The following is a 25136-nucleotide window of genomic DNA, read 5'->3' as shown; positions in this document are numbered from 1 at the left end:
GGGGTGTGAGGATGGTGGAGAACTCAGGCGGGGGGCCGGGCGACGGCGCCGCCGAGGTGCTCGACCGTCCGCTGCCCGACGGCGTGCGGAGAAGAGTCGTACAGATCGTGTCGGACAGTTTCGGCGGCCTCACCGTCGCCGAACTCCCCGCGCAGCTACGACAGTACGCCCGCTTCGCCCCCAACCGGCGCGCGAAGTTCGCGGGTAATGCCATGGCCGCCGCGCTGGAGACCGATCCGCTGTTCCGGCAGCGGATCGGGGAGAAGCTCAGAGAGGCCCAGTCGGAGCTCGCGGGCGCTCTCGACTCCGGCTCGCCGCCCCCGGCCGCGGATCCGCTCGACGTGGCGGCCGCGGCCTATGTTCTGCGCCCCACCGGCTGGGTGAAGCTCGTGACCGCCGCCGGCGAGGAGGCGCTGCGCGCCGACGCCGAGCGCGCCGACGAGGAGAGCCGGGCCGAACTGGAGCGGCTGCGCGAGGAGTTGGCGCAGGCGCGGGACGCGACCCGGACCGACACCGAGCGGCTGCGCACCGAGCTGGACGCGGCGAAGAAGGAAGCGGACTCGCTGCACCGCAAGCTGCGTGCCGCCCACAGCGACGTCAAGCGCGGCGAGGCCGCCCTGCGCAAGCTGCGGGCCGAGACGGACACCGCGCGCGCCGAGAGCCAGACCCAGGTGTCCGCCGCCGAGAGCGAGAGCCGCCGCCTCAAGGCCCGGCTCGGCGAGGCGGAGGCGGCCCTTGAGGCCACCCGCAAGGCCGCCCGCGAGGGCCGCAGCGTCGAGGACATGCGGGTACGGCTGCTGCTCGACACCGTGCTGGACGCGGCCCAAGGGCTGCGCCGCGAGCTGGCGTTGCCGCCGGTCTCGGTGCGGCCCGCCGAGACCGTCGACGCGGTCGAACCGGGACGAATGACCCCGAAAGACATCGCCGCGCGGGCGCTGTCGGACAACGACCCCGCGATCCTCGACCAGCTGCTCGCGCTGCCGCAGGCCCACCTGGTCGTCGACGGCTACAACGTCACCAAGACCGGCTATCCCCAAATGCCCCTGGAGAAGCAGCGGTTGAGGCTCCTGGGGCAGCTGTCGCAGCTCGCCGCGCAGACCGGCGCCGAGGTCACCTGTGTCTTCGACGGGGCCGAGCTGGCCGCGCCCGTGCTGCTCGCGCCGCCGCGCGGGGTGCGGGTGCTGTTCTCCAAACCGGGCGTCACCGCCGACGAGTTGATCCGCCAGCTGGTGCGCGCCGAGCCGCCCGGCCGGCCCGTCATCGTCGCGTCGACCGACCGCGAGGTGGCCGACGGCATCGCGAAGGCGGGCGCCCGGCCCGTCGCTTCTGCGGTACTCCTCAAGCGACTGTCGTGAAGGTCAACGAACAGGTTTAATGCCGGAATTGACCGAACCGTCACGCAACGTAGCGTCAATCGGCCATCACTGCACGTTGGTTATGTGCAAAGAATGCTTTGAGTGACAGCATTTTTTCGTGTGAGGATTTGAACTGATCACAGAAACATCACTAGGGTCAGGCCTCGAACCTCCGAACGGGTGATCACTCAATAGAAGGAGCTCGACTCCGTGGCGTCCCATCGTCGACCGAAGCAGCCGAGCCGCACGCGTGTGACTGTGCTGACCACCGCAGCCGCAGCCGCCGTTGCCTTCAGCGCTCAGGCCGCGAACGCCGCGCCGAGCGAGAAGCCCAGCAAGGACGAGGTCAAGGCGAAGGTCGACGCCCTCTACGAGCAGGCCGAGCAGGCCACCGAGAAGCTCGACGGGGCCCAGGAGAAGCAGGAGAAGCTCCAGAAGGAGATCTCCACCATCCAGGACAACGTCGCCCGCGGCCAGGAGGAGCTCAACAAGCTCCGGGACGGCCTCGGCACGATGGCGAGCGCCCAGTACCGCACCGGGGGCATCGACCCCTCGATCCAGCTGTTCCTGTCCTCGAACCCGGACGACTACCTCGACAAGGCGTCCACGATGGACCAGTTGAGCAGTCAGCAGGTCGAGGCGCTCACGAAGATCCAGGGCAAGCAGCGCGAACTCGCCCAGGAGCGCGCGGAGGCGAGCAGCAAGCTCAAGGACCTCTCCGCCACCCGCACCGAGCTCAAGAAGAAGAAGGACGAGGTCAAGGCCAAGCTGGCCTCGGCCCAGAAGCTGCTCAACACCCTGACCGCCGCGGAGAAGGCGGCGCTCGACCAGGAGCAGGCGCAGGCCGCCAACCGTTCCAGCTCGCGCGTGGACCTCGGCAACACGGGTTCCGCCTCCGGCCGCGCCGCCTCCGCCTTCGCCGCCGCCCAGTCCGTGATCGGCTCGCCGTACGTCTACGGCGCCTCCGGCCCGTCCTCCTTCGACTGCTCCGGCCTGACGTCCTGGGCCTACGCGCAGGCGGGTGTCTCCATACCCCGCACGTCCGAGGCGCAGGCGAACGCCGGCACCCGCATCTACAGCCAGAGCGACCTCAAGGTCGGCGACCTGGTCATCTTCTACGGCGACTTCCACCACGTCGGCCTCTACGCGGGCAACGGCCAGGTGCTGCACGCCCCGCACACCGGCGCCGTGGTGCGGTACGAGGCGATCGGCAACATGACGTTCGAGTTCGGCGTCCGGATCTGATCCGACCGCAACCGTCCTCGTCCGGTCCTTCCGGACCGCCCGAACGGGCGAATCGCGACACACCAGGCTGACTCCACGCCCCGCCGATGACCTGCGTCATAGGCGGGGCGTCACGTTGTGTGCTCGCGGCGGTCTTTGGCCCGCACCCCTTCACAGAGCTACTGTCTGGCGCGTTTCCCCACACCGGGGGAGCGGTCCGTGTCCGCCAGCGGAAGGAAGTGCGGCTTCCCGTGGGATCCCGTCGTCGCCTTGCACCGTCCGGGTTCGACCGAGGCGCCAGTGCCGCGGTCTGTGTCCTGTCCGCCGCCGCAGCAGCACTCGGCGCCCTGCCGGCCGGCTCCGCCGTGGCCGCGCCGCACGACGACTCCCGGGCCGAGGTGGACCGGCTCTACCACGAGGCCGAGCGGGCGACCGAGGCCTACGACAAGGCCGACGAGAGCGCCGGGCAGCTGCACCGGCAGGTGAGCAACGCCCAGGACCGGATCGCCCGGCAGCAGCAGCGCATCAACACCATGCGGGACGCGCTGGGTTCACTCGCCGGCGCCCAGTACCGCTCCGGCGGCATCGACCCCACCGTCGCGCTGCTGTTCTCCGACGACCCGGCCGACTACCTCGACAAGGCCTCCGTCCTCGACCGCATCACCACCCAGCAGGCGGGCCAGCTCAAGGACCTCCAGGAGGCCATGCGCGAACTCGCCCAGGAACGCACCGAGGCCGCCGGACACCTCGCCGAACTGGAGCGCAGCCGCAAGGCCGTCGCCACCCACAAGAAGACCGTCGAGCGGAAACTCGCCAAGGCCCGGCAGCTCCTCAACCAGATGCCGCTCGCCGAGCGCGCCTCCTTCGACCGGGCCTCCCGCTCCACCCGCGAGGACATCCCCGACCTCGGCGCCGGCGTCCCGTCCTCGGGCCGCGCGGCGGCAGCCGTGGCCGCCGCCCGGTCCGCACTCGGCAAGCCCTACATCTGGGGCGCCAACGGCCCCGGCGGCTTCGACTGCTCCGGCCTGATGCAGTGGTCGTACGCCCACGCGGGCGTCCACCTCCCGCGCACCTCGCAGGAACAGCGCTACGCCGGCCACCAGATCCCGCTCTCCCAGGCCCAGCCCGGCGACCTGGTGGTCTACCGCTCCGACGCCAGCCATGTCGGCATGTACGTGGGCAACGGCCAGGTCATCCACGCCCCCTACCCCGGCGCGCCGGTGCGCTACGACCCGGTCGGCATGATGCCCATCTCGTCGGTCACGAGGGTCTGAACCTGCCCGAAAGGGTCGTACGATCGGGAAGTGACTGGTCGTAGGCGGGCGTCGCGCTCCGGAGTGCTCGCGCTGTGGCTGCTGCTCGTCCCGCTGGTGGGCTGCGGCGGGCAGCCGGCGGCGGGCAGCGCGAAGGCGAAGGTCCAGAGCCTCCTCGACCGCCGGTCCGCGGCGGTCCTGCACCACGACGAGACGGCGTACATGAGGACCGGCGCGCGCACCGCGTACGAGAACCTGAGCGCCGTCCCCTTCGCCTCCTGGTCCTACCGGCTGACCGCCCTGCACCGCACCGGCGCCACCGCGACCGCCGACGCCGAACTGAGCTACAAGGTCAAGGGCTACGACACCTCACCCGTCACCGTCGGCCGCACGCTCACGCTCCGGCTCACCGTGGACGGGCAGTGGTACGTCGGCTCGGACAAGCCCGCGAAGAAGTCCGGCCAACAGCTGTGGGACCAGGGGAAGGTGAGCGTCGTCAAGGGCGCGCACAGCCTCGTGATGGGGGTCGGCCAGGACGCCGACAGCCTCGACGACTACCGGGCCCTCGCGGACCACGCCGTACCGGCCGTGTCGGACGCGTGGGGCACGGACTGGACCCGGCACGTCGTCGTGCTCGTCCCCGGCTCCCTGGACGGCATGGCGGGCCTCCTGGGCTCACCGGCGGCCTCCTACCGGGGCATCGCCGCGGTGACGACGGGCGAGGCGGGCGGCTCGGGCAGCGCGCCCGCGGACCGGATCATCGTCAACCCGGACGCGTACGCGCTCCTGGGCTCGATGGGCAAGCAGGTGGTGCTCACCCATGAGACGACCCATGTGGCGACCCGCGCACACACCACGGCCGCCACCCCCCTCTGGCTCTCGGAGGGCTACGCCGACTGGATCGGCTACCGAGGCACCGGACGCACCCCGGTCCAGGCCGCCCCGGAGCTCTACCGCGCCGTAGAGGACGGCGACCTCCCGACTGCCCTCCCCGCCGACAAGGACTTCGGCTTCAGCAGCGAGCCGACGAAGCTAGCGCAGGCGTACGAGGGCGGGTGGATGGCCTGCCGGATGATCGAGGAGCGGTGGGGAGTCGACCAACTCGGTAAGTTCTACCGGGCAGTTGGTGCCCACAAGAAGCGGGCGGGGGCGGTGGAGGACGCGATGAAGAGCGTGCTCGGGGTGACGTTGGAGGACTTCACGGCGCAGTGGCGGGAGTATCTGAAGGCTCAACTCGGCTGATCCGAACGGGTCTTGGCTCAGGACGACGCCGAAGTCGCCTTCGAGCGCGTCGCCTGAGTCGGCAGCGGCGGCACGTCCGCCCAGGTGACCGACGCGCGCCACAGCTCCCGTGCGGCAGAGACCGTCGCGGCCACCAGCAGGCCGTTGCGGACGATCAGCAGGGTCACGCCGAGGCCGTCGCTCGCGACCACGTGGGCGAACCAGATCGGGAACTCCAGGGCCGTGACGAAGGCGGCCGCGAGCACCAGGGCGACCGGGAGTCTCATGCGGCTGGCGCGGAAGCAGGAGCAGACCGCCGCGAGGCCGATCAGCCAGACGACGTACTGGGGGCTGATCACGCGGCTGGTGACCGTGAACATCAGGACGGCCACGAAGGCCGCGTCCGCGAGGGTGTGGGGCAGGAAGCGGGCCGCCATCAGGCGCCAGAACATGAGCCAGCCGAAGGCCATCGCGGTGAGGCCCAGGGCGGCCGTGCTGACCCAGTTGACGTACGGGCCGACGAACTCGACCGAGCCGTAGTTCAGGAGCACCTGGCCCGGCCAGCCGAAGTGCCGGGCCACATGGAAGACGAGGGAGCCCAGGGACTCCACCTCCGTGCCCCGGTTGCGCTGGAAGTTCAGGAAGGCGAACGCGCCCGGCATCGACACCGCGAAGAGCGAGGCGATCACCACCACCGTCACCGCCGCCGCTCCCCACGCGCGGCGCTTGACCGCGCCCAGCAGGAGCAGCGCCGGCCACACCTTCAGGAGCGCCCCGAAGCCGGCCAGCGCTCCCATCACGCGGGGATGCCGGGTGCCGGCGAGCAGCGCGGCCACGGCGACCGCGGTCACCATCACGTCGTAGCGCGCGTACACGGTCGGGCCGAGGAGCGGGACGCCCGCGATCCAGACCCAGGCGCCGCGCAGGGTGCGGCCGGGGCGCAGGCCCGTGTACAGGAGCAGGGCCAGGACGGTCAGGTCAGCGAGGCAGGCGAGGACGAAGAACGCCGACGCGTAGTCCAGGAAGCCCAGCAGGGCGGGGGAGAGGATCGGGAGGGCGGCGGCGGGCGGGTACTGCCAGGTGACGTCGTCCAGCGGGAAGCCGCCGTGGCGGAGTGTCTCGTACCAGCCCTGGTAGATCACCGACACGTCGCTGGTGACGTCCGGGCCCGGGAACACGAGCACCTTGAAGACGAACAGCAGGAGGACGACTCTGGTCAGGCCCCAGGTTCCCAGCAGCGGCGCCAGCCGCCGTCCCGCGCCCGCGATCTCCACCTGAACCCCTGTTCCGTGCCGTGCCTGCCGATGTGGGGCACATGGTCTCCCGATCTGCTGTGCGATGGCCATGAAGCGCGGCCGTGCCGGCCTGTGAGTCGTCGTCCGGTAGGGCCGGTAGGGTCTGCCGCGTGCGCAAGACCCTGATCGTGACCAATGACTTTCCGCCCCGGCCCGGTGGCATCCAGGCGTTTCTGCACAACATGGCGCTACGGCTGGAGCCCGAGCGGCTCGTCGTCTACGCCTCGACCTGGAAGCGCGGGCGGGAGGGCGCGGAGGCGACGGCCGCGTTCGACGCCGAGCAGCCGTTCACCGTCGTACGGGACACCACGACCATGCTGCTGCCGACGCCCGCGGCGACCCGCCGGGCCGTGGGGCTGCTGCGTGAACACGGGTGTACGGCGGTGTGGTTCGGGGCGGCGGCGCCGCTCGGGCTGATGGCGCCGGCGTTGCGGAAGGCGGGCGCGGAACGGCTGGTGGCCACGACCCACGGCCACGAGGCCGGGTGGGCCCAGCTCCCCGCCTCGCGTCAACTCCTGCACCGCATCGGGGAGTCCACCGACACGATCACCTACCTCGGCGAGTACACGCGCTCACGGATCGCCGCCGCGCTGAGCCCGGCGGCGGCCGCGCGGATGGTCCAACTCCCGCCCGGCGTCGACGAGAAGGTCTTCCACCCCGGGTCGGGCGGAGCGGAGGTCCGGGCGCGCCTCGGCCTCACCGACCGGCCGGTGGTCGTCTGCGTCTCCCGCCTCGTCCCGCGCAAGGGCCAGGACACCCTGATCCTCGCCATGCCGCGCATCCTGGCCCAACAGCCCGACACCGTGCTGCTGATCGTGGGCGGCGGCCCGTACGAGAAGGACCTCCGCCGCCTCGCCCACGAGACCGGCGTCACCGACTCCGTCCGCTTCACGGGCGCCGTCCCCTGGTCCGAACTCCCCGCCCACTACGGCGCCGGCGACGTCTTCGCGATGCCCTGCCGCACCCGGCGCGGCGGCCTCGACGTCGAGGGCCTCGGCATCGTCTACCTGGAGGCCTCCGCCACCGGCCTCCCCGTCGTCGCCGGGGACTCCGGCGGCGCCCCCGACGCCGTCCTCGACGGCGAGACCGGCTGGGTCGTCCGAGGCGGCTCCCCGGAGGACGCCGCCGACCGCATCACCGCGCTCCTCGGCGACGCGGAGTTGCGCCAGAACATGGGCGAGCGGGGGCGGCAGTGGGTCGAGGAACGGTGGCGCTGGGATCTCCTCGCGGAGAAGCTCCGGGCGCTGCTGTAGCGGGCCGAGGGGCACCTCCGCAGGAGCCGGCTGTCAAAAGCTGCGCCAAGGGTCCGATCCATACTCGGCAGTACCTCTAGGCGGAACCCAATAATCCGCACATGCTGCGCGCATGACAGCAAAACTGACGCAGCATCAGCTGACGAGACGTCAAATACTGGGCATGATCGCCCTCCAGACCGCCGCCACCGCCGGTCTCACCCGTATCGGTCTGCAGTCCGCGCAGGCCGTCGAACCCGCGGCCGTCGAGACCGCACCCGCGATCGTCGTCGGGTCCGGTTACGGCGGTGCGGTCGCCGCCCTCCGGCTCGGGCAGGCCGGTATCACCACCCTCGTTCTGGAGATGGGCAAGCTCTGGAACACGGCCGGCGCCGACGGCAAGATCTTCTGCTCCACCTCCGCCCCGGACCAGCGCTCCATGTGGTTCAAGACCCGCACCGAGGCCCCGCTCGCCACCTTCCTGTGGCTCGACATCGTCAACAAGGACATCGGCCTGTACCCCGGCGTCCTGGACCGCGTGCACTACGACAACATGTCCGTGTACGTGGGGCGTGGTGTCGGCGGGGGTTCCCTGGTCAACGGCGGCATGGCCGTCACCCCGCTCCAGTCGTACTTCACCGAGCAGTTCCCCACCGTCGACGCCACCGAGATGTACAGCACGTACTTCCCGCGCGCCCGCACCATGCTCGGCGTCAACACCGTGGACCCGACCTGGTTCGAGTCGACGGAGTGGTACCAGTTCACCCGCACCTCACGGAAGGCCGCCACCACCGCCGGCCTGAAGACCACCTTCGTGCCCAACGTCTACGACTTCGGCTACATGCAGCAGGAGGCCGCCGGCACCGCCACCAAGTCCGCGCTCGCCGCCGAGGTCATCTACGGCAACAACTACGGCAAGAAGAGCCTCGACAAGACCTACCTCGCCTCCGCGCTGGGCACCGGCAAGGTCACCATCCACACCATGGAGAAGGTGAAGGGGATCACGCGGGCGAGCGACGGGTCGTACGTCCTGACCGTCGACCGCATCGACGACACCGGCACGGTCGTCGAGACCAAGCAGTACAGCTGCACCTATCTGTTCCTCGGCGGCGGCAGCCTCGGCACCACCGAACTCCTCGTCCGCGCCCGGGACACGGGCACCCTCCCGGCCCTCAACGCGAGCGTCGGGGCGGGCTGGGGGACCAACGGCAACACGATGGTCGGGCGCGCCAACCACATCTGGGACACCGTCGGCGCCAACGAGTCGACGATGCCGGTCATGGGCATCGACGACTGGGCCAACACCGACAACCCCGTCTTCGCGGAGATCGCCCCGCTGCCGATGGGCATCGAGCACTGGATCAGCCTGTATCTGGCGATCACCAAGAACCCCCAACGGGCGTCGTTCACGTACGACTCCGCCTCAGGAACGGTGAAGCTCGGCTGGACCGCGGCGCAGAGCGCGGTCTCGGTCGCCATGGCGAAGAAGCTGTTCGACCGGATCAACACGGCGAACGGGACGATCTACCGGTACGACCTGTTCGGCTCCACCAGCAAGGTCTTCGCCGACGACTTCTGCTACCACCCGCTCGGCGGCTGCGTGTTGGGCCAGGCCACCGACAACTACGGCCGGGTGAAGGGGTATTCGAAGCTGTACATCACCGACGGCTCGCTGGTGCCCGGCTCGATCGGGGTCAACCCGTTCGTGACGATCACCGCACTCGCGGAAAGGACGATGACGCGGGTCCTCGCCGAGGACACCGCGTCATAGCCCAACTTCCGTACCGGGCCCGCTACTTCTGGTAGATGGCCTCGATCTCGTCCGCGTAGTCCTTCGCCACCACATTGCGCTTGAGCTTCAGGGACGGCGTCAGGTGGCCCGACTCCTCCGTGAACTGGGAGGACAGAATGCGGAACTTCCGCACCGATTCCGCCTTCGACACCGCGGCGTTGCCGTCGTCGACCGCGTCCTGGACCGCCCGCACCAGGTCCGGATCGTCACGCAGCGACGCCGCGGTGGAACCCACCGGCTTGCCGTGCTCGGCAGCCCAGCGGCCCAGGAACTCGTCGTCGATCGTGACCAGCGCGCCCACGAAGGGCCGCCCGTCGCCGACGACCATGCACTCCGCGACCAGCGCGTGCGCGCGGATGCGGTCCTCGATCACGGCCGGGGCGACGTTCTTGCCGCCCGCGGTGACGATGATCTCCTTCTTGCGGCCCGTGATGCTGAGGTAGCCGTCCTCGTCGAGGGTGCCGATGTCCCCGGTGTGGAACCAGCCGTCGGCCAGCGCCTCGGCCGTGGCCGCCTCGTTGTTCCAGTAGCCCTTGAACAGGTGCTCACCGTGCAGCAGCACCTCGCCGTCGTCCGCGATACGCACGACCGAGCCGGGCAGCGGCTGGCCGACCGTGCCGATCTTCGTCCGGTCCCAGGGGTTGAACGCGGTGGCCGCACAGGACTCGGTCAGGCCGTAGCCCTCCAGGACCGTGAAGCCGATGCCGCGGAAGAAGTGACCCAGACGCTCGCCCAGCGGGGCGCCGCCCGAGATCGCGTACTCGCCCTTGCCGCCGAGCACCGCGCGCAGCTTGCTGTAGACGAGCTTGTCGAAGGTCCTGTACTTGATCTTCAGACCGAGGGACGGACCCGCCGGAGTGTCCAGCGCGCGGCTGTACGCGATCGCGGTGTCGGCCGCCTTGTCGAAGATCTTGCCCTTGCCGTCCGCCTGCGCCTTGGCGCGCGCCGAGTTGTAGACCTTCTCGAAGACACGCGGCACGCCGAGGATCAACGTCGGCCGGAACGAGGCGAGTTCGTCGGTGAGGTTCTTGATGTCCGGGACCAGGCCGAGCTTGATCGGCGCCATCATCGGCGCGATCTGCACCAGCCGCCCGAAGACGTGCGCGAGCGGCAGGAACAGCAGCACCGAGCACTCGCCGGTGCGGAACAGCGGGCGCAGTCGCTCCACGATGTTGCCGCACTCCGCGAAGAAGCTGCGGTGGGTGAGCACGCAGCCCTTGGGGCGACCCGTAGTACCGGAGGTGTACACGATGGTCGCCGGGTCGTCGGCCTTCGCGAGCGAGCTGCGCTCCTCGACGGTCGCGTCGGTGACGTCCTTGCCCGCGCGGTCCAGCTCGTCGATCGCGCCGGCGTCGATCTGCCAGACGTGCTTGAGCGCGGGCAGCTGTGCACGCACCGATTCGACGGTGGCGGCGTGCCCGTCCTGCTCGACGATGACGGCGGTGGCGCCCGAGTCGCTCAGGATCCACTGCACCTGCTCCGGCGAGCTGGTCTCGTACACCGGCACGGTGATCGCGCCCGCGCACCAGATCGCGAAGTCGAGCAGCGTCCACTCGTACCGCGTGCGGGACATCAGGCCGACCCGGTCGCCGGGCTCGACGCCGGAGGCGATGAGCCCCTTGGCGGCGGCGTGCACCTCGGCGAGGAAGACCGTGGCGGTCACGTCCTGCCAGCCGCCGTTCGCCTTGCGGGCGATCACGGCGACATCTGGGTGCTGCGCGGCGTTTCTGCGGACGATGTCGGTCAGATTGCCGTCCGCAGGGACCTCGTACAAAGCCGGAAGGCTGAACTCGCGCAAGACTGCTGCTCCTCATAGGGCGCCGGCGCCACGACGTTGTGTGATGCGACGGTCCGGTCCAAGACTCGGGCAGGTGCGTCAGGACCCGGTGGTTGAAATCCTGAGCACGACTGGACTGCCCGGACGTTACCCGCCGGTATGGCTCCTACGACAGGGGGGTCCGGCGAGATGTTCGCTGCGTCACACAGATTGGTGTTTCCTCGCGCACAGTAGTCCACCCCTTTCTTGACTGGCCAGTAACCGCAAGCTCCGCCGCCACTGTTCACGTTTGCCGCACACGCCTACGCTTGATCGTCATGGCACCCACACCGGCCGGTAACTCCGGGACGCGCATCCATGTGGTCAGCGACGTACACGGCAACGCCCGTGACCTGGCCAGATCAGGCGAGGGTGCCGACGCCCTGATCTGTCTGGGCGACCTCGTCCTCTTCCTCGACTACGCCGACCACACGCGCGGGATCTTCCCCGAACTCTTCGGCGAGGAGAACGCCGACCGCCTGGTCGAGCTGCGCACCGCCCGCCGCTTCGAGGAGGCCCGGGAACTGGGCGCCCGCCTCTGGTCCGGCGTCGGCGGCGACCGGGCGGCCCTGATCGAGAAGGCGGTCCGCAAACAGTACGCCGAGATGTTCGCCGCCTTCCCCACCCCGACGTACGCCACCTACGGCAACGTCGACATGCCGACCCTGTGGTCCGAGTACGCCGGCCCCGGAACGACCGTGCTCGACGGCGAACGCGTCGAGATCGGCGGCTGGACGTTCGGCTTCGTCGGCGGCGGCCTCCGCACCCCCATGCGCACCCCGTACGAGATCAGCGACGAGGAGTACGCCGCGAAGATCGAGGCGGTCGGCGAGGTCGACGTCCTGTGCACGCACATCCCGCCCGAGGTCCCCGAGCTGGTCTACGACACCGTCGCGCGCCGCTTCGAGCGCGGCAGCCGCGCCCTCCTGGACGCCATCCGCCGCACCAGGCCCCGCTATTCGCTGTTCGGCCACGTTCACCAGCCGTTGGTGCGCAGGATGCGGATCGGGGCGACCGAGTGTGTGAACGTGGGGCACTTCGCGGGGAGCGGCAAGCCGTGGGCGCTGGAATGGTGACCGCCCCCCCCGATGTCCGCAGGTAGGGGGTGAAGTGGGGCGGTCGGCCGCGCGGTAGCCTTCACGCTGCACGCACATGCGCACGACGACGACGCCCTGCCGGTCCGCATCTGGAGGAGCCACAGCGATGGCGGAACACACCAGTTCGAGCATCACGATCGAGGCGGCACCGGCCGAAGTGATGGAAGTGATCGCCGACTTCGCCCGCTACCCGGACTGGACCGGTGAGGTGAAGGAGGCGGACGTCCTCAAGACCGACGAGCGTGGCCGCGCCGAACAGGTCCGCCTCGTCATGGACGCCGGCGCGATCAAGGACGACCAGACCCTCGCGTACACCTGGACCGGCGACAACGAGGTCTCCTGGACCCTCGTCAAGTCCCAGATGCTGCGCTCCCTGGACGGCTCCTACCTCCTCAAGCCTTCGGGCGCGGGCGCCACGGAGGTCACGTACCTCCTCACGGTGGACGTCAAGATCCCGATGCTGGGCATGATCAAGCGCAAGGCCGAGAAGGTCATCATCGACCGGGCGTTGGCGGGGCTGAAGAAGCGGGTGGAGTCGGGGGAGGACCCGGGGGCCAGGTCGGCGGAGCAGTAGGGGCAGAGCGGAGGCTTCGCAGCCCGGGCCGGCAACGGCGCCCAACCCCCACGCAGCGACTACCGTTCACTCATATGCGTACCATCCTGATCACCGGCCCAGGCGGCAGCGGCCGCAGCACCATCGCCGCAGCCACCGCACAAGCCGCCGCAGGCACCGGCACCCGGACACTCCTCCTCGGTGCCGACCGCGGCGACACCCTAGGCGCCGCCCTGGGCGTGGTGACGGGAGCGGCCCCCGTGGAAGCCGCCGAGAACCTCACGGCATGGCGCCCCGACGCCACGGAGTCCTTCCGCGCAGACCTCACCGCCTTCCAGGACCGCGCCTCCACCGCCCTCGAACTCCTGGGCGCGGCCCGCCTGGACGCGGAAGAACTGACCCCCCTCCCCGGCGCCGAGGAACTGGCCCTCCTCCGAGCCCTCAGGGACGCGGCCCTGTCCGAGGCCTACGACCTCCTCGTCGTGGACCTCCCGCCGACGCCCCACGCGCTCGCGCTCCTCGCCCTCCCCGAGGAACTCCGCCGCTACCTCCGCCGCCTCCTCCCGGCGGAGCGCCAGGCGGCCCGCGCCCTCCGCCCGGTCCTCGGCCGCCTCGCGGGCGTCCCGATGCCCTCGGAGTGGCTCTACGACACGGCGGGCCGCTGGGACGTCGAACTGGCCGCCGTGGAAGCGGTTCTCGCCGACCGGAACACGACCGTACGACTGGTCGCCGAGCCCGGACCGGCGGGCGCCGACGCCGTCCGCGCGGCCGGACTCGCGCTCGCCCTGCGCGGCCTGCGCCCCGACGTGCTGGTCGCCAACCGGGTGCTGCCCGAGTCCGTCGAGGACACCTGGCTGGCCGGCCTCAACGCGCAGCAGCGCAAGACCCTGGACGAGTGGCAGGGGACGTACGACGACGTCCGGCACGTCCCGCACCTCGGCCACGACCCGCGCGGCACCGACGACCTCGGCGCGCTCGCCGTGCCCGGTGTCGACGCGGCCGGGTCCGCGGTCGAGTGGCCGGTCACCGACCGGCTGGCCGAGGACGGTGTGCTGGTCTGGGGCATTCCGCTGCCCGGCGCGATACGGGACGAGCTGGACCTGGTCCGCCGCGGCGACGAACTCGTCGTCACCGTCGGCCGGTTCCGCCGGATCGTGCCCCTGCCGTCGGCCCTGCGCCGCTGCACGGTGGCCGGTGCGGCCCTGCGGGAGGGCGAACTGCGCATCCGTTTCGCCCCGGACCCGGACTTGTGGCCCCAGGGAAGATGAGTATTGGTGGGTGCGGAGCCGTGAAGCACGTACGCCCATTCGGGTAACGTCGTAGAGACGAACCGTAGTCAGGAGTCCGTCATGAGCGAAGAGCTCCCCCCGTCCGACGCCCGCAAGGACGAGGCGCTCGACGAGGTGCGGGCGACCGACGCCGACGCCTGGGCGACGGCGGCCGCCGAAGACCTCGCGGCGGAGAAGGCCCGCCGCCGCACCCAGTACGGCCAGCCGCCGGTCTCGGCCGCCGAGGAACTGCGCAAGCTCGTCGACACCGTCGCGGACAAGCTGTCCGGCCTCCAGTCCCCGCTGCTCGGCCAGGTCGCGGGACCGGCCGCCCAGCAGGTGGTGAAGCAGGTCGTCCAGCAGGCCAAGGCCGCCGTCGAGCCCGTCATCGAACGCAACCCGGACGTCTTCGACCACCTGGCGGCGGCCGGAGGCGAACTCCTCGCCGCGTACCGCTCCGCGGTCCAGGCCCAGGAGCAGCGCTGGACGGCCCGGGACAGCGAGCTGAAGGACCTGAAGAACGACCGCCGCGACCGGGGAGACGACTCCGGTCCCGGGGAGCGCATCGACCTCGACTAGAAGCCCCTGAGGGCCTGCTGCCGGATTCGCGTCCGCCCGGCGGGTTCTGGTGCGCACTTCCCTCACCGCCACCAGAGCCCTCTGGGCCCGCCCAGCGGGCGAACGCCGCGATTCCGACGGCAGCCCCTCGGGTACGGTGGGCCGTAGCGGGGCTCGACCGAAACTGAGGGATTCATGGGACTCACCATCGGCGTCGATATCGGCGGCACCAAGATCGCGGCCGGGGTTGTCGACGAGGAAGGCAACATCCTCTCGACCCACAAGGTGCCGACTCCGGGTACGCCCGAGGGCATCGTGGACGCCATCGCCGCCGCAGTCGACGGAGCACGCGCCGGGCACGAGATCGTCGGCGTGGGCATCGGTGCGGCCGGATACGTCAACCGTCAGCGCTCCACGGTCTACTTCGCGCCGAACATCGACTGGCGCCAGGAGCCGCTGAAGGAGAAGGTCGAGGCCCGCGTGGGCCTCCCCGTCGTCGTGGAGAACGACGCGAACGCCGCGGCCTGGGGCGAGTACAAGTTCGGCGCCGGCAAGGGCCACCGCAACGTCATCTGCATCACGCTCGGCACCGGCCTCGGCGGCGGCATCATCATCGGCAACAAGCTGCGCCGCGGGCACTTCGGGGTGGCCGCCGAGTTCGGCCACATCCGCATGGTGCCGGACGGCCTGCTGTGCGGCTGCGGCTCACAGGGCTGCTGGGAGCAGTACGCGTCGGGCCGCGCCCTCGTGCGCTACGCCAAGCAGCGCGCGAACGCCACCCCCGAGTCCGCGGAGGTGCTCCTCTCGCTCGGCGACGGCACCCCCGACGGCATCGAGGGCAAGCACATCTCCATGGCCGCCCGTCAGGGTGACCCGGTCGCCGTGGACTCCTACCGCGAACTGGCCCGCTGGGCCGGCGCCGGCCTCGCCGACCTGGCCTCGCTCTTCGACCCCTCCGCGTTCATCGTCGGCGGCGGCCTCTCGGACGAGGGCGAGCTGGTCCTCGATCCCATCCGCAAGTCCTACAAACGCTGGCTGGTGGGCGGCAACTGGCGCCCGGTCGCGGACGTGATCGCGGCCCAGCTCGGCAACAAGGCGGGCATGGTGGGAGCGGCGGACCTGGCGAGGGAGCCGGACCCGATCATGTAGGCCCCACTGCTTGAGTGACGCCAGTTCCCCGCGCCCTGCTTTTTGCTTTTAGGGGCGCGGGGAACTGCGCGACCAGCCACGACGCACCCGCAGCCGACACCCGACCCGCGCATCCTCATTCTTCGTCGTATCTTGATCCGCATGGCGACCTCGACCCCGCTGCTCCCCAACTCCCGCACTGAACCGGACGGTTCGGCGATCATCCGCGTCCTGAGCTACAACATCCGCTCGATGCGCGACGACACGGACGCCCTGGCCCGCGTCATCAAGGCCTGCGCTCCCGACCTCGTCCTGATCCAAGAGGCCCCCCTCTTCTTCCGCTGGCGCAAGAAACTGGCCCGCCTCGCCTCCGCGTCCGGCCTGGTGGTCCTCTCCGGCGGAGCCACATCAGCCGGCCCGGCGCTGTTGTGCTCACTCCGGGCAACGGTCGAGCGCACGGAGGACGTACTCCTGCCGCTCACCCCGGGCCAGTTCCGACGCGGCTTCGCCACCGCGGTCGTACGGATCGGAGGCACCCGGCTGGGTGTCCTCAGCTGCCACCTCAGCCTCCGCCAGGACGAACGCTACGAACAGGGCGGCATGCTGCTCGACCGGCTGGCCGGCATGGGCGTGGACCACGTGATCGCGGGCGGCGACCTCAACGACCGCCCCGACGGCCGGACTTTCGGGCTCCTGGCCAAGGAACTGCAGGACTGCTGGGCCACCGCCCCCTGGGGCGAGGAGTACACCTGGACCCCCGGCGACCCCTTCCAGCGCATCGACGCGATCTTCGCCACGCAGGGCATCGAGGTGCTCGGCTGCGGGGTACCGCTCGGGCTGCCCGGGGTCACGGAGGCAGACGTGAGGGCGGCCACCGACCACTTCCCGGTGCTGGCCGCCCTCAGAATCCCCGCGAACTCCAGGAACCAGACGAACGAGACGGACTAGACGACCGCACCCCGCCCCGGATCGTCCCCGTCCTCCTCGTCCGTCCGCATCCGCATCACCAACGTGCCGAACCCGCCCAGGAACCCGCCGATCCCGATGGTCGCCAGCCACCAGGTCATGTCCCAGCTGAGCAGCACCGCCAGCAGCAGCAGGATCGGGCCGCCGATCACCCCGAGCCAGGCGAACTTGGCGGTCGTGTCGGCGTCCGGCAGCGGAGGCGGCTCCGGCGGCACGAAGTGGCCCTCGTCGTCCTCGTCGAAGTCCTCCTCGGAGGAGTCCGGCGCGGTGAAGTCACGGGGACCGCCGACACCGGGCGCGAAGGAGACCGAACTGCCCAACGGCTTCGCGGGCGCCGGCGGCTCCTCCGCGGCCTTGTCCTTGCCGGTGCCTTTGTCCGGCTCCTTGGCCTTCGGCCGCTCGTCGTTCTTCTCGGGATCGAGCAGCGCGAGATCCTCGATCGACTTGAACGGCTTGGCGCCCGGCGGATCCTTGGGTTCGTCGCCGTATCCGGCGACGATCGCGGCCCACGCGGCCTCCTCGTCGAACGGGACGCCCTGCTCGTCCGGTTCGAGGCCCTCGCGGTCGGAGTCGTGCTCAGCCACCTGTGGCCGTCCCTTCCTGCTCGCTCACCCGGCCCGTGTCGGACGCCTGCTTGCCGGCACTGGGTGCGAGCCGGCCGATGAACGCGAAGCTCTCCTCGAAAATCCGGTCCGCGTCGTGGTCCAACGTCGCGACGTGGTAGCTCTGTTCCAGCAGGATCTCCGTCACGTCGGCCGAGGAAACCCGGCTGAGGACACGAGCCGAGTCGGCCGGCGGAACCACATGGTCCTGGGGGCTGTGCAGCAGCAGGAGCGGCTGGGTGACCTGCGGCAGCTCGCGGTCGACCAGCCGGAAGAAAATACGCAGGGAGTGCGCGGAGTGCAGCGGCACCTTGTCGTACCCGACCTCCTCGCTGCCCTCCTTCGCGATGTCGCTGGCGATACCCGGCGCCGTACGCACCAGATGGCGGGCCACCGGAAGGGCGTACGCCGCGAGGCCGTGCACCTTGATGCCGGGGTTGACGACCACGACACCGCTGATCTCGTCGCCGTGCTTCGCGGCCAGCCGTAGGGCCAGCGCGCCGCCCATGGACAGGCCCGCGACGAAGACCTGCGAGCAGCGCTCACGCAGGGCGCGCAGCTCGCGGTCCACCTCCGCGTACCAGTCCTGCCAGCCGGTGAGCTGCATGTCCTCCCATCGCGTGCCGTGCCCGGGCAGCAGCGGCAGCGACACGGTGAGGCCGCGCTCGGCCAGATGCTCCGCCCAGGGGCGCAGCGACTGCGGGGAACCGGTGAAGCCGTGGCAGAGGAGCACTCCGACCTCCCCGCCCTCGTGGCGGTACGGCTCGGCTCCGGGGAGGACCGGCACCTTCGGTCTCCTGTTCATGAGAAGGGCGTGATGGTGAGACGCGTGTTCATGAGAGGGGTCTGAACAAGTCCAGGTGCGGTTAACCGTACGCGACCGCACTGACACCGACCAGGGTCGTCGGGTCCTTTGACAGTGCTCCGGGTTAAGGTCTGATCGACGGACACGGGAGGCACTCGCTTGTTGTACGGCACGATGAAGGTCGCCATCGGGGGACCGCTGAAGGTCGCCTTCCGACCCTGGGTGGAGGGCCTGGAGAACATTCCGGACGACGGCGCCGCCATTCTGGCGAGCAATCACCTCTCGTTCTCGGACTCGTTCTTCCTGCCCGCGGTCCTGGACCGCAAGGTGACCTTCATCGCGAAGGCCGAGTACTTCACGACCCCCGGGGTGAAGGGCAAGCTGACGGCCGCGTTCTTCAAGGGCGCCGGCCAGCTTCCGGTGGACCGCTCCGGTGCGCGCGGGGCGGGCGAGGCCGCGATCAAGGCCGGGATCGACGTCCTGGAGCGCGGTGAACTGTTCGGTATCTATCCGGAGGGCACGCGCTCCCCGGACGGCCGGCTCTACCGGGGCAAGCCCGGCGGCCTCGCGCGCGTGGCGCTCGCCAGCGGCGCCCCGGTGATCCCGGTCGCGATGATCGACACGGAGAAGATCCAGCCGCCCGGCAAGGTCATGCCGAAGCTGATGCGCCCGGGCATCCGGATCGGCAAGCCGCTCGACTTCAGCCGGTACAACGGCATGGAGCACGACCGTTTCGTCCTCCGCGCGGTGACCGACGAGGTCATGTACGAGATCATGAAGCTCTCCGGCCAGGAGTACGTCGACATCTACGCGACCGCCGCCAAGCGGCAGATCGCGGAGGCGGCGAAGGCCGACAAGGAAGCGGACAGGGCGGCCAAGGCCGTGCTCGCACAAGCGGAGAAGGAACAGACCAGCCCATAGGCGGGCCGGAGTCTGTGTCGGGGGTGGGGAGATGGCCAAGCAGGTACGTGTCGTCAGGATGTCCGTGGAGCAGCCGCTCTGGCGTGCCCTGAGCGGCTACCGCGTGCTGACCATGCTGTACGCGATCGGGCTCTTCGCTTCCGCCTACGACGAGTTCGACCGCCCCGGCATCGCCATCGCCTTCTACGTCGTCCTGTTCGTGTGGACGCTCGCCACCCTGCCCCGGGTGCAGAGCGCGGTCGCCTGCACCAAGCGCTTCCTCGCCGTCGACCTCGCGATCGCGCTGACCGGCATCGTCCTCACCCCGCTGGCGGCCGACGACCACCACATCTCCAGCGGCGGCCCCACCCTGCCGTCGATATGGACCGCGGGATCGGTCCTCGCCTACGCCATCAAGGGCGGCTGGCGCTGGGCCGCGTTCGCCTCCACGCCGGTCGCCGCCGCCAACCTGATCGAGCGCGGCTCCCCGGCCCGCGACACCGTCCACAACGTGGTCCTCGTCTGGGTCGCCTCCATCGCCATCGGCTACGTCGTGGAGGTCGCCCGCGCCTCCGAGCGCACCCTCGCCCGCGCCCTGGAGATCGAGGCGACCACCCGGGAACGGGAGCGCCTCGCCCGCGACATCCACGACGGGGTCCTCCAGGTGCTCGCGATGGTGCAGCGGCGTGGTGCCGTCCTCGGCGGCGAGGCGGGTGAGCTGGGCCGGATGGCGGGCGAACAGGAGATCGCGCTGCGCACCCTGGTCTCCGGCGCCCTGGTGCCCGTGTCCCGGGTGTCGCTGGACGCGGCGGAGGGCGCGGTCGTGAGAGCCGTAGAAGGAGAAGTCGAGGAACCCGGCGACGACGGGCCGGTCGATCTGCGGTCGCTGCTCGCGCCGTATGCCGCGGCCAGGGTGAGTTTCGCCGAGCCGGGGGCTCCGGTGCCGTTGCCCGCGCCCGCGGCGAAGGAGCTGGCCGCCGCTGTCGGGGCCGCCCTGGACAATGTGCGCAGGCATGCCGGTGAGGACGCGCGGGCGTGGATCCTGGTCGAGGACGAACCCCGGGAGGTCGTGGTGACCGTGCGGGACGACGGGCCCGGGATTCCCGAGGGGCGGCTCGCGCAGGCCGAGGGGGAGGGGCGGCTCGGGGTCGCCCTGTCGATCCGGGGGCGGTTGCGGGACCTCGGTGGCAGCGCCGAGCTGGTCTCGATTCCCGGGCAGGGCACGGAAGTCGAGCTGAAGGTACCGAAGGCGCGGGGGAAGGCGGGGACACGATGAGTGAGCAGCAGGGCCCGATCAGGGTCATGGTGGTCGACGACCACCCGATGTGGCGCGACGCCGTCGCCCGCGACCTGGCCGAGTCCGGCTTCGACGTGGTCGCCACCGCCGGTGACGGCGAGCAGGCGGTGCGCCGGGCCAAGGCCGCCGCCCCCGACGTCCTCGTCCTCGACCTGAACCTGCCGCAGATGCCCGGTGTCCAGGTCTGCAAGGAACTGGTGGGCGCCAACCCGGCGTTGCGCGTCCTGGTCCTCTCCGCGAGCGGCGAGCACGCCGACGTGCTGGAGGCGGTGAAGTCGGGCGCGACCGGCTATCTGCTCAAGTCGGCTTCCACGGAAGAGCTGTTGGACGCGGTGCGCCGGACGGCGGTCGGCGACCCGGTGTTCACACCCGGGCTCGCGGGACTGGTCCTCGGGGAGTACCGCCGCCTGGCCTCCGACCCGGCGCCGGCCGCCGACGGCGACCAGCCCAAGGCACCCCAACTCACCGACCGCGAGACCGAGGTACTGCGCCTGGTCGCCAAGGGCCTGAGCTACAAGCAGATCGCCGAACGCCTGGTCATCTCGCACCGCACGGTCCAGAACCATGTCCAGAACACCCTGGGCAAGCTCCAGTTGCACAACCGGGTGGAGCTGGTCCGGTACGCGATAGAGCGCGGCCTCGACGACGCGTAGACCCACGGGTTGATCCGCCGCGTAGATCAACTCCCCCATAATTCAGCCGAATTGACCTTCCCGCCCATCCCTCTGTGACCTGGATCACCATTAGCGTGGCTGTCACAGGAAACCGCGGCGAAGGGATATTTCCATGCGCGTCGGAGTACTGACCGGAGGCGGCGACTGCCCCGGACTCAACGCCGTCATCCGGGGCATCGTCCGCAAGGGCGTACAGGAGTACGGCTACGACTTCGTCGGCTACCGGGACGGCTGGCGAGGTCCACTCGAAGGCGACACCGTCCGGCTCGACATCCCCGCGGTGCGCGGCATCCTGCCCCGCGGCGGCACCATCCTCGGCTCCTCCCGCACCAACCCGCTGAAGCTGGAGAACGGCATCAGCCGCATCAAGGCCAACCTCGCCGCGCAGGAGGTCGACGCGCTCATCGTGATCGGCGGCGAGGACACCCTGGGGGTGGCCGCGCGGCTGTGGGACGAGAGCGGGGTGCCGTGTGTCGGCGTACCGAAGACCATCGACAACGACCTGTCCGCCACCGACTACACCTTCGGCTTCGACACCGCCGTCGGCATCGCCACCGAGGCGATCGACCGGCTGCACACCACCGCCGAGTCGCACATGCGCATCCTGGTCTGCGAGGTCATGGGCCGGCACACCGGCTGGATCGCCATCCACTCCGGCCTCGCGGGCGGCGCGAACGTCATCCTGATCCCCGAGCAGCGCTTCGACGTCGACCAGGTCTGCGCCTGGATCACCTCCCGCTTCAAGGCGTCGTACGCCCCGATCGTGGTCGTCGCGGAGGGGGCCATGCCGAAGGACGGCGACGTGGTCCTCAAGGACGGCACCCTCGACTCCTTCGGACACGTCCGACTGTCCGGGGTGGGCGAGTGGCTGGCCAAGGAGCTGGAGAAGCGCACCGGCAAGGAGGCCCGCACCACCGTCCTCGGCCACATCCAGCGCGGCGGCACCCCCAGCGCCTTCGACCGCTGGCTCGCCACCCGCTTCGGCCTGCACGCCATCGAGGCCGTCCGCGACGGCGACTTCGGCAAGATGGTCGCCCTGCGCGGCACGGACATCGTCCGCGTACCGATCGCGGAGGCGACGGCCCAACTGAAAACGGTCGACCCGAAGCTGTACGAGGAGGTCGGGGTGTTCTTCGGCTGAACCGGCACTGGTGGGTTATGGGTCATATATTCGGCCCATAACCCCACAGAACGGGAGCGGTCGTGGAGATCCTTGCCTTCGGTGTCCAGGCCGACGAGAAGCCGTTGATCGAGAGGGCGTTCGCCGGGCACCACGAGGTCCGCTGTCTGAGCGTCTTTCTCGACGAGGACACCGCGCCGATCGCCGCCGGGCACGAGATCGTCTCCACCAGCGTCAACGCCGACCTGAACCCCCGTGTCCTCCAGACCCTCGCGGCCGGCGGCACCCGGCTCATCGCCCAGCGCTCCACCGGCTTCAACAACATCGACCTCGACGTGGCCGAACGCCTCGGCATCACGGTCGCCCGCGTCTCGTACTACTCCCCGTACTCCGTCGCCGAGTTCGCCTGGACCCTCGCGATGGCCGTGAACCGCCGTATCGTCCGCGCGGCGACCCGCACCCGGGACTTCGACTTCCGGCTCGACGGCCTGATGGGACGCGACCTGCGTGGCCGTACCGTCGGAGTCCTCGGCACCGGCAAGATCGGTGAGGCGTTCACCCGGATCGCCCACGGTTTCGGGATGCGCCTGCTCGGCTGGGACGTCGCCGAGAACCCGGCCTGTGTGGAACTCGGCATGGCCTACGTCCCCAAGGACCAACTCCTCGCCGAGTCCGACCTGGTCACCCTGCACGTCCCGCTGATGCCCGCGACCCAGCGGCTCATCGACGCGGACGCCCTGAAGCTGATGAAGGACGACGCGATCCTCATCAACTCCAGCCGCGGCGGCCTGATCGACACCGCGGCCCTCGTCGCCGAACTCCGCGAGGGCCGCTTCACGGGCGTGGGCCTGGACGTCTACGAGGCGGAGGCGGGCCTGTTCTTCCTGGACAAGTCCCTGGAGGCCGTCGACGACGACACCCTGGCCCGTCTGGTCACCTTCCCGAACGTCCTGGTCACCTCCCACCAGGCGTACTACACCGAGGACGCCGTAGGCCAGATCATCGAGGCCACCGTCCGGAACGTCCTCGACTACACGGCCGGCCGCCGCTCCGAGAACGTGCTCGTCCCGCGCAGCTGACTCACCAACTCCCGTACGACAGCTGCCCCGTTGAGCGTCAGCACCGACTCCGGGTGGAACTGGACCGAGGCGAAGCCAGGAGCCCGCAGAGCGTGCACCTCCCCGGTCTCGCTCCGGCTCACCTCGACCCCGTGCGCGGCCAGTTCGCCCAGCGCCTCGTCGTCACACCGCGCCACGAAGCTGTTGTAGAAGCCGACGGTCTCCGCCCGCCCGAACAAGTCGATCGCCGTCTGCGCCCCCTGGTACGGAACCTCCTTCCGTACGATCTCCAGGCCCAGCTCCGCCGCGATCAGCTCGTGTCCGAGGCACACGCCGAGGACGCCGTGCCGGTTCCCCCGGAGGACCTCGGCGGCCAGCGCGCGCAGGAACCGCATCTTCGGGTCGGCCGTGTCGGAGGGGTCGCCCGGCCCGGGGCCCAGCACCACGGGCCCCTCGTGCGCGAGCACCGCCTCCCGCAGCCCGTCCTCGTCGTACCGCCGGACGGTCACCTCAAGGCCGCTCGACCGCAGCACGTGCGCGAGCATCGCCGTGAAGGTGTCCTCCCCGTCGACGACCAGCGCGTGCCCGGTCAGCTCCTCGGACCGCTCCTGCATCCGCAGCCAGAACGGGGCGAGCGAGCCGCGGCGACCGTCGAGCGCGGCACGCACGCGTGGGTCGTCGGCCAGCCGGGGGCGCGTGTTCTCGTCCCGTGGCCGGGACGGTCGTACGCCGAGAGCCGCCAGGACCCCCGCCGCCTTCGCGTGGGTCTCCGCGACCTCGCTCGCCGGGTCCGAACCGCGCACCAGGGTGGCGCCGACCGGTACCCGCAGCCGCCCGGCCGGGTCGATGTCGGCGGTGCGGATGAGGATGGGGGAGTCGAGGGTCTGGGCACCGCCGGAGTCCCGGCCGATCAGCGCCAGCGCACCGGCGTAGTAGCCGCGCCCGCCGACCTCGTGCCGCTCGATGACCCGGCAGGCGTTCTGCACGGGCGAGCCGGTGACGGTCGCCGCGAACATCGTCTCCTTGAGGACCTCGCGCACGTCCAGCGAGGACCGGCCCCTCAACTCGTACTCGGTGTGCGCGAGATGGGCCATCTCCTTCAGTCGCGGCCCGATCACGACCCCGCCCATGTCGCCGACCGTGCACATCATCTTGAGCTCCTCGTCGACGACCATCGACAGCTCCTCGATCTCCTTGCCGTCCGCGAGGAAGGCGAGGAGGTGTTCGGGCGTGGGTCCCTCGGCGGGATAGCGGTACGTCCCGCTGATCGGGTTCATGACGACGGTCCCGCCGGACATCCGGACGTGCACTTCAGGGCTCGCGCCCACGAGCGTCCGCTCCCCGGTGTGCACGACGAACGTCCAGTACGCGCCCCGCTCCCCGACCAGCAGCCGCCGGAACAACGCCAGCGCCTCGGCCCTGCCGTACCCCGGGATCTCCCCCTCGTACGTCCGCCGGATGACGAAGTTGGCGCCCTCGCCCCGCCCGATCTCCTCCCGCAGCACGCGCCCGACGATCTCGCGGTAGGCCTCGTCGTCCACGTCGAAGCCACCGCCCTCGACCCGGACGTCATGCGCGGGCAGCTGGTCCAGGGCGTCGGCGAGCGGGATCTCGTACGACTCCTCGGGCTTGAGGAAGGACAGCGGGGTGCCGTCGTCGCGGACGTCGAAGCCGCGTTCGCGGATCTGGCGGTAGGGGATCAGGGCCAGGCCCTCGTCGGGGAGGTCGGCGAGGCGGTCGTAGGAGGTGACCGGGCCGAGCATGACCTCGATCACGTCCTGGTCGTGGCCCGGGGTGCGACGGCGCAGCAGGGCGAACGGGCGGGGATCGCTGAGCAGGTCGTCCAGATGCATGGGTCCTTGGTTCCTTCTCGTGGAGAGGAACGGACCCCGGACACACCGAAGGCCGCCCCTCGGGCGGCC

The 25136-nt window shown here is 70.5% G+C and carries 22 protein-coding genes; 17 read left to right on the top strand and 5 right to left on the bottom strand.

The features are described from left to right. The first annotated feature begins 11 nt into the window (after positions 1-11). From OG496_RS18180 to OG496_RS18165, 4 genes are all read left to right on the top strand, one after another. Entirely contained in the window at positions 12-1355 is a 1344-nt protein-coding gene (locus tag OG496_RS18180) for an NYN domain-containing protein (protein WP_366493983.1), read from the top strand. A 210-nt stretch (positions 1356-1565) separates the two neighbouring features. Beyond that, on the top strand, positions 1566-2600 hold the full coding sequence (locus OG496_RS18175; RefSeq protein ID WP_365309820.1) for an NlpC/P60 family protein: 1035 nt from the start codon (positions 1566-1568) through the stop codon (positions 2598-2600). A gap of 230 nt (positions 2601-2830) precedes the next feature. Then, the gene (locus tag OG496_RS18170; RefSeq protein WP_366493984.1) at positions 2831-3853 is read left to right on the top strand and encodes an NlpC/P60 family protein; all 1023 of its coding nucleotides are present in this window, start codon (positions 2831-2833) and stop codon (positions 3851-3853) included. Between the two features lie 30 nt (positions 3854-3883). Further along, entirely contained in the window at positions 3884-5074 is a 1191-nt protein-coding gene (locus OG496_RS18165; RefSeq protein WP_405971592.1) for a hypothetical protein, read from the top strand. A 17-nt stretch (positions 5075-5091) separates the two neighbouring features. Here the strand turns inward: OG496_RS18165 and OG496_RS18160 are convergent, their stop codons facing one another. Next, on the bottom strand, positions 5092-6327 hold the full coding sequence (locus OG496_RS18160; RefSeq protein ID WP_405971591.1) for a glycosyltransferase 87 family protein: 1236 nt from the start codon (positions 6325-6327) through the stop codon (positions 5092-5094). Positions 6328-6458: 131 nt separating this feature from the next. On the opposite strand from OG496_RS18160, the gene OG496_RS18155 reads away from it, so the two are divergent. Continuing rightward, positions 6459-7601 carry a glycosyltransferase family 4 protein gene (locus OG496_RS18155; RefSeq protein WP_405971590.1) on the top strand — a complete coding sequence of 381 codons (1143 nt, stop codon included), beginning with the start codon at positions 6459-6461 and terminating at the stop codon, positions 7599-7601. A 163-nt stretch (positions 7602-7764) separates the two neighbouring features. Continuing rightward, the gene (locus tag OG496_RS18150; RefSeq protein WP_405976644.1) at positions 7765-9351 is read left to right on the top strand and encodes a GMC oxidoreductase; all 1587 of its coding nucleotides are present in this window, start codon (positions 7765-7767) and stop codon (positions 9349-9351) included. A 22-nt stretch (positions 9352-9373) separates the two neighbouring features. Here the strand turns inward: OG496_RS18150 and OG496_RS18145 are convergent, their stop codons facing one another. Then, a complete protein-coding gene (locus OG496_RS18145) occupies positions 9374-11170 on the bottom strand; it encodes an AMP-binding protein (RefSeq protein WP_366493988.1) in 1797 nt (598 codons plus the stop codon). Positions 11171-11466: 296 nt separating this feature from the next. On the opposite strand from OG496_RS18145, the gene OG496_RS18140 reads away from it, so the two are divergent. From OG496_RS18140 to OG496_RS18115, 6 genes are all read left to right on the top strand, one after another. After that, positions 11467-12264: a metallophosphoesterase gene (locus tag OG496_RS18140; protein WP_399394602.1), complete on the top strand. Its 798-nt coding sequence runs from the start codon at positions 11467-11469 to the stop codon at positions 12262-12264. A 127-nt stretch (positions 12265-12391) separates the two neighbouring features. After that, positions 12392-12859, top strand: a complete 468-nt coding sequence (locus OG496_RS18135) for an SRPBCC family protein (protein WP_366493990.1) — start codon at positions 12392-12394, stop codon at positions 12857-12859. 74 nt (positions 12860-12933) lie between these two features. Then, complete coding sequence (locus OG496_RS18130; protein WP_405971589.1) at positions 12934-14106, top strand: ArsA family ATPase; 1173 nt, start codon at positions 12934-12936, stop codon at positions 14104-14106. 81 nt (positions 14107-14187) lie between these two features. After that, complete coding sequence (locus OG496_RS18125) at positions 14188-14685, top strand: DUF5304 family protein (RefSeq protein ID WP_366493992.1); 498 nt, start codon at positions 14188-14190, stop codon at positions 14683-14685. Positions 14686-14859: 174 nt separating this feature from the next. Continuing rightward, the gene (locus tag OG496_RS18120) at positions 14860-15813 is read left to right on the top strand and encodes an ROK family glucokinase (RefSeq protein ID WP_327404692.1); all 954 of its coding nucleotides are present in this window, start codon (positions 14860-14862) and stop codon (positions 15811-15813) included. Positions 15814-15954: 141 nt separating this feature from the next. Further along, positions 15955-16740 (top strand): endonuclease/exonuclease/phosphatase family protein, encoded by a 786-nt coding sequence (locus tag OG496_RS18115; RefSeq protein ID WP_405971588.1) that lies wholly within the window; start codon positions 15955-15957, stop codon positions 16738-16740. On the opposite strand, the gene OG496_RS18110 is transcribed toward OG496_RS18115, so the two are convergent. Further along, positions 16737-17342, bottom strand: a complete 606-nt coding sequence (locus OG496_RS18110; protein WP_405971587.1) for a hypothetical protein — start codon at positions 17340-17342, stop codon at positions 16737-16739. The two genes, OG496_RS18115 and OG496_RS18110, sit on opposite strands and share 4 nt — an antisense overlap. Continuing rightward, positions 17335-18147 (bottom strand): alpha/beta fold hydrolase, encoded by an 813-nt coding sequence (locus OG496_RS18105; RefSeq protein WP_366494398.1) that lies wholly within the window; start codon positions 18145-18147, stop codon positions 17335-17337. The genes OG496_RS18110 and OG496_RS18105 overlap by 8 nt, the downstream gene beginning before the upstream one ends. 192 nt (positions 18148-18339) lie before the next feature. Here OG496_RS18105 and OG496_RS18100 point away from each other — a divergent pair, with 192 nt between their 5' ends. The 5 genes from OG496_RS18100 (at position 18340) to OG496_RS18080 (ending at position 23235) form a co-directional block, all read left to right on the top strand. Continuing rightward, positions 18340-19086 carry a lysophospholipid acyltransferase family protein gene (locus OG496_RS18100; protein ID WP_405976643.1) on the top strand — a complete coding sequence of 249 codons (747 nt, stop codon included), beginning with the start codon at positions 18340-18342 and terminating at the stop codon, positions 19084-19086. A gap of 31 nt (positions 19087-19117) precedes the next feature. Continuing rightward, positions 19118-20341, top strand: a complete 1224-nt coding sequence (gene macS, locus OG496_RS18095; protein WP_366493996.1) for a MacS family sensor histidine kinase — start codon at positions 19118-19120, stop codon at positions 20339-20341. Continuing rightward, positions 20338-21015: a response regulator transcription factor gene (locus OG496_RS18090; RefSeq protein WP_366493997.1), complete on the top strand. Its 678-nt coding sequence runs from the start codon at positions 20338-20340 to the stop codon at positions 21013-21015. The genes macS and OG496_RS18090 overlap by 4 nt, the downstream gene beginning before the upstream one ends. 133 nt (positions 21016-21148) lie before the next feature. After that, positions 21149-22177: a 6-phosphofructokinase gene (locus tag OG496_RS18085; RefSeq protein WP_366493998.1), complete on the top strand. Its 1029-nt coding sequence runs from the start codon at positions 21149-21151 to the stop codon at positions 22175-22177. 62 nt (positions 22178-22239) lie between these two features. Next, positions 22240-23235: a 2-hydroxyacid dehydrogenase gene (locus OG496_RS18080; protein WP_405971586.1), complete on the top strand. Its 996-nt coding sequence runs from the start codon at positions 22240-22242 to the stop codon at positions 23233-23235. Here OG496_RS18080 and OG496_RS18075 read toward each other — a convergent pair. After that, positions 23187-25067, bottom strand: a complete 1881-nt coding sequence (locus OG496_RS18075) for an anthranilate synthase family protein (protein WP_405971585.1) — start codon at positions 25065-25067, stop codon at positions 23187-23189. The genes OG496_RS18080 and OG496_RS18075 overlap by 49 nt on opposite strands. Positions 25068-25136 lie beyond the last annotated feature (69 nt).

This window comes from Streptomyces sp. NBC_00988 (assembly GCF_045162645.1).
Lineage (GTDB): Bacteria > Actinomycetota > Actinomycetes > Streptomycetales > Streptomycetaceae > Streptomyces.
Note: the sequence above shows the minus strand (reverse complement) of the source record. Positions and strands in the feature narration are given on the sequence as shown.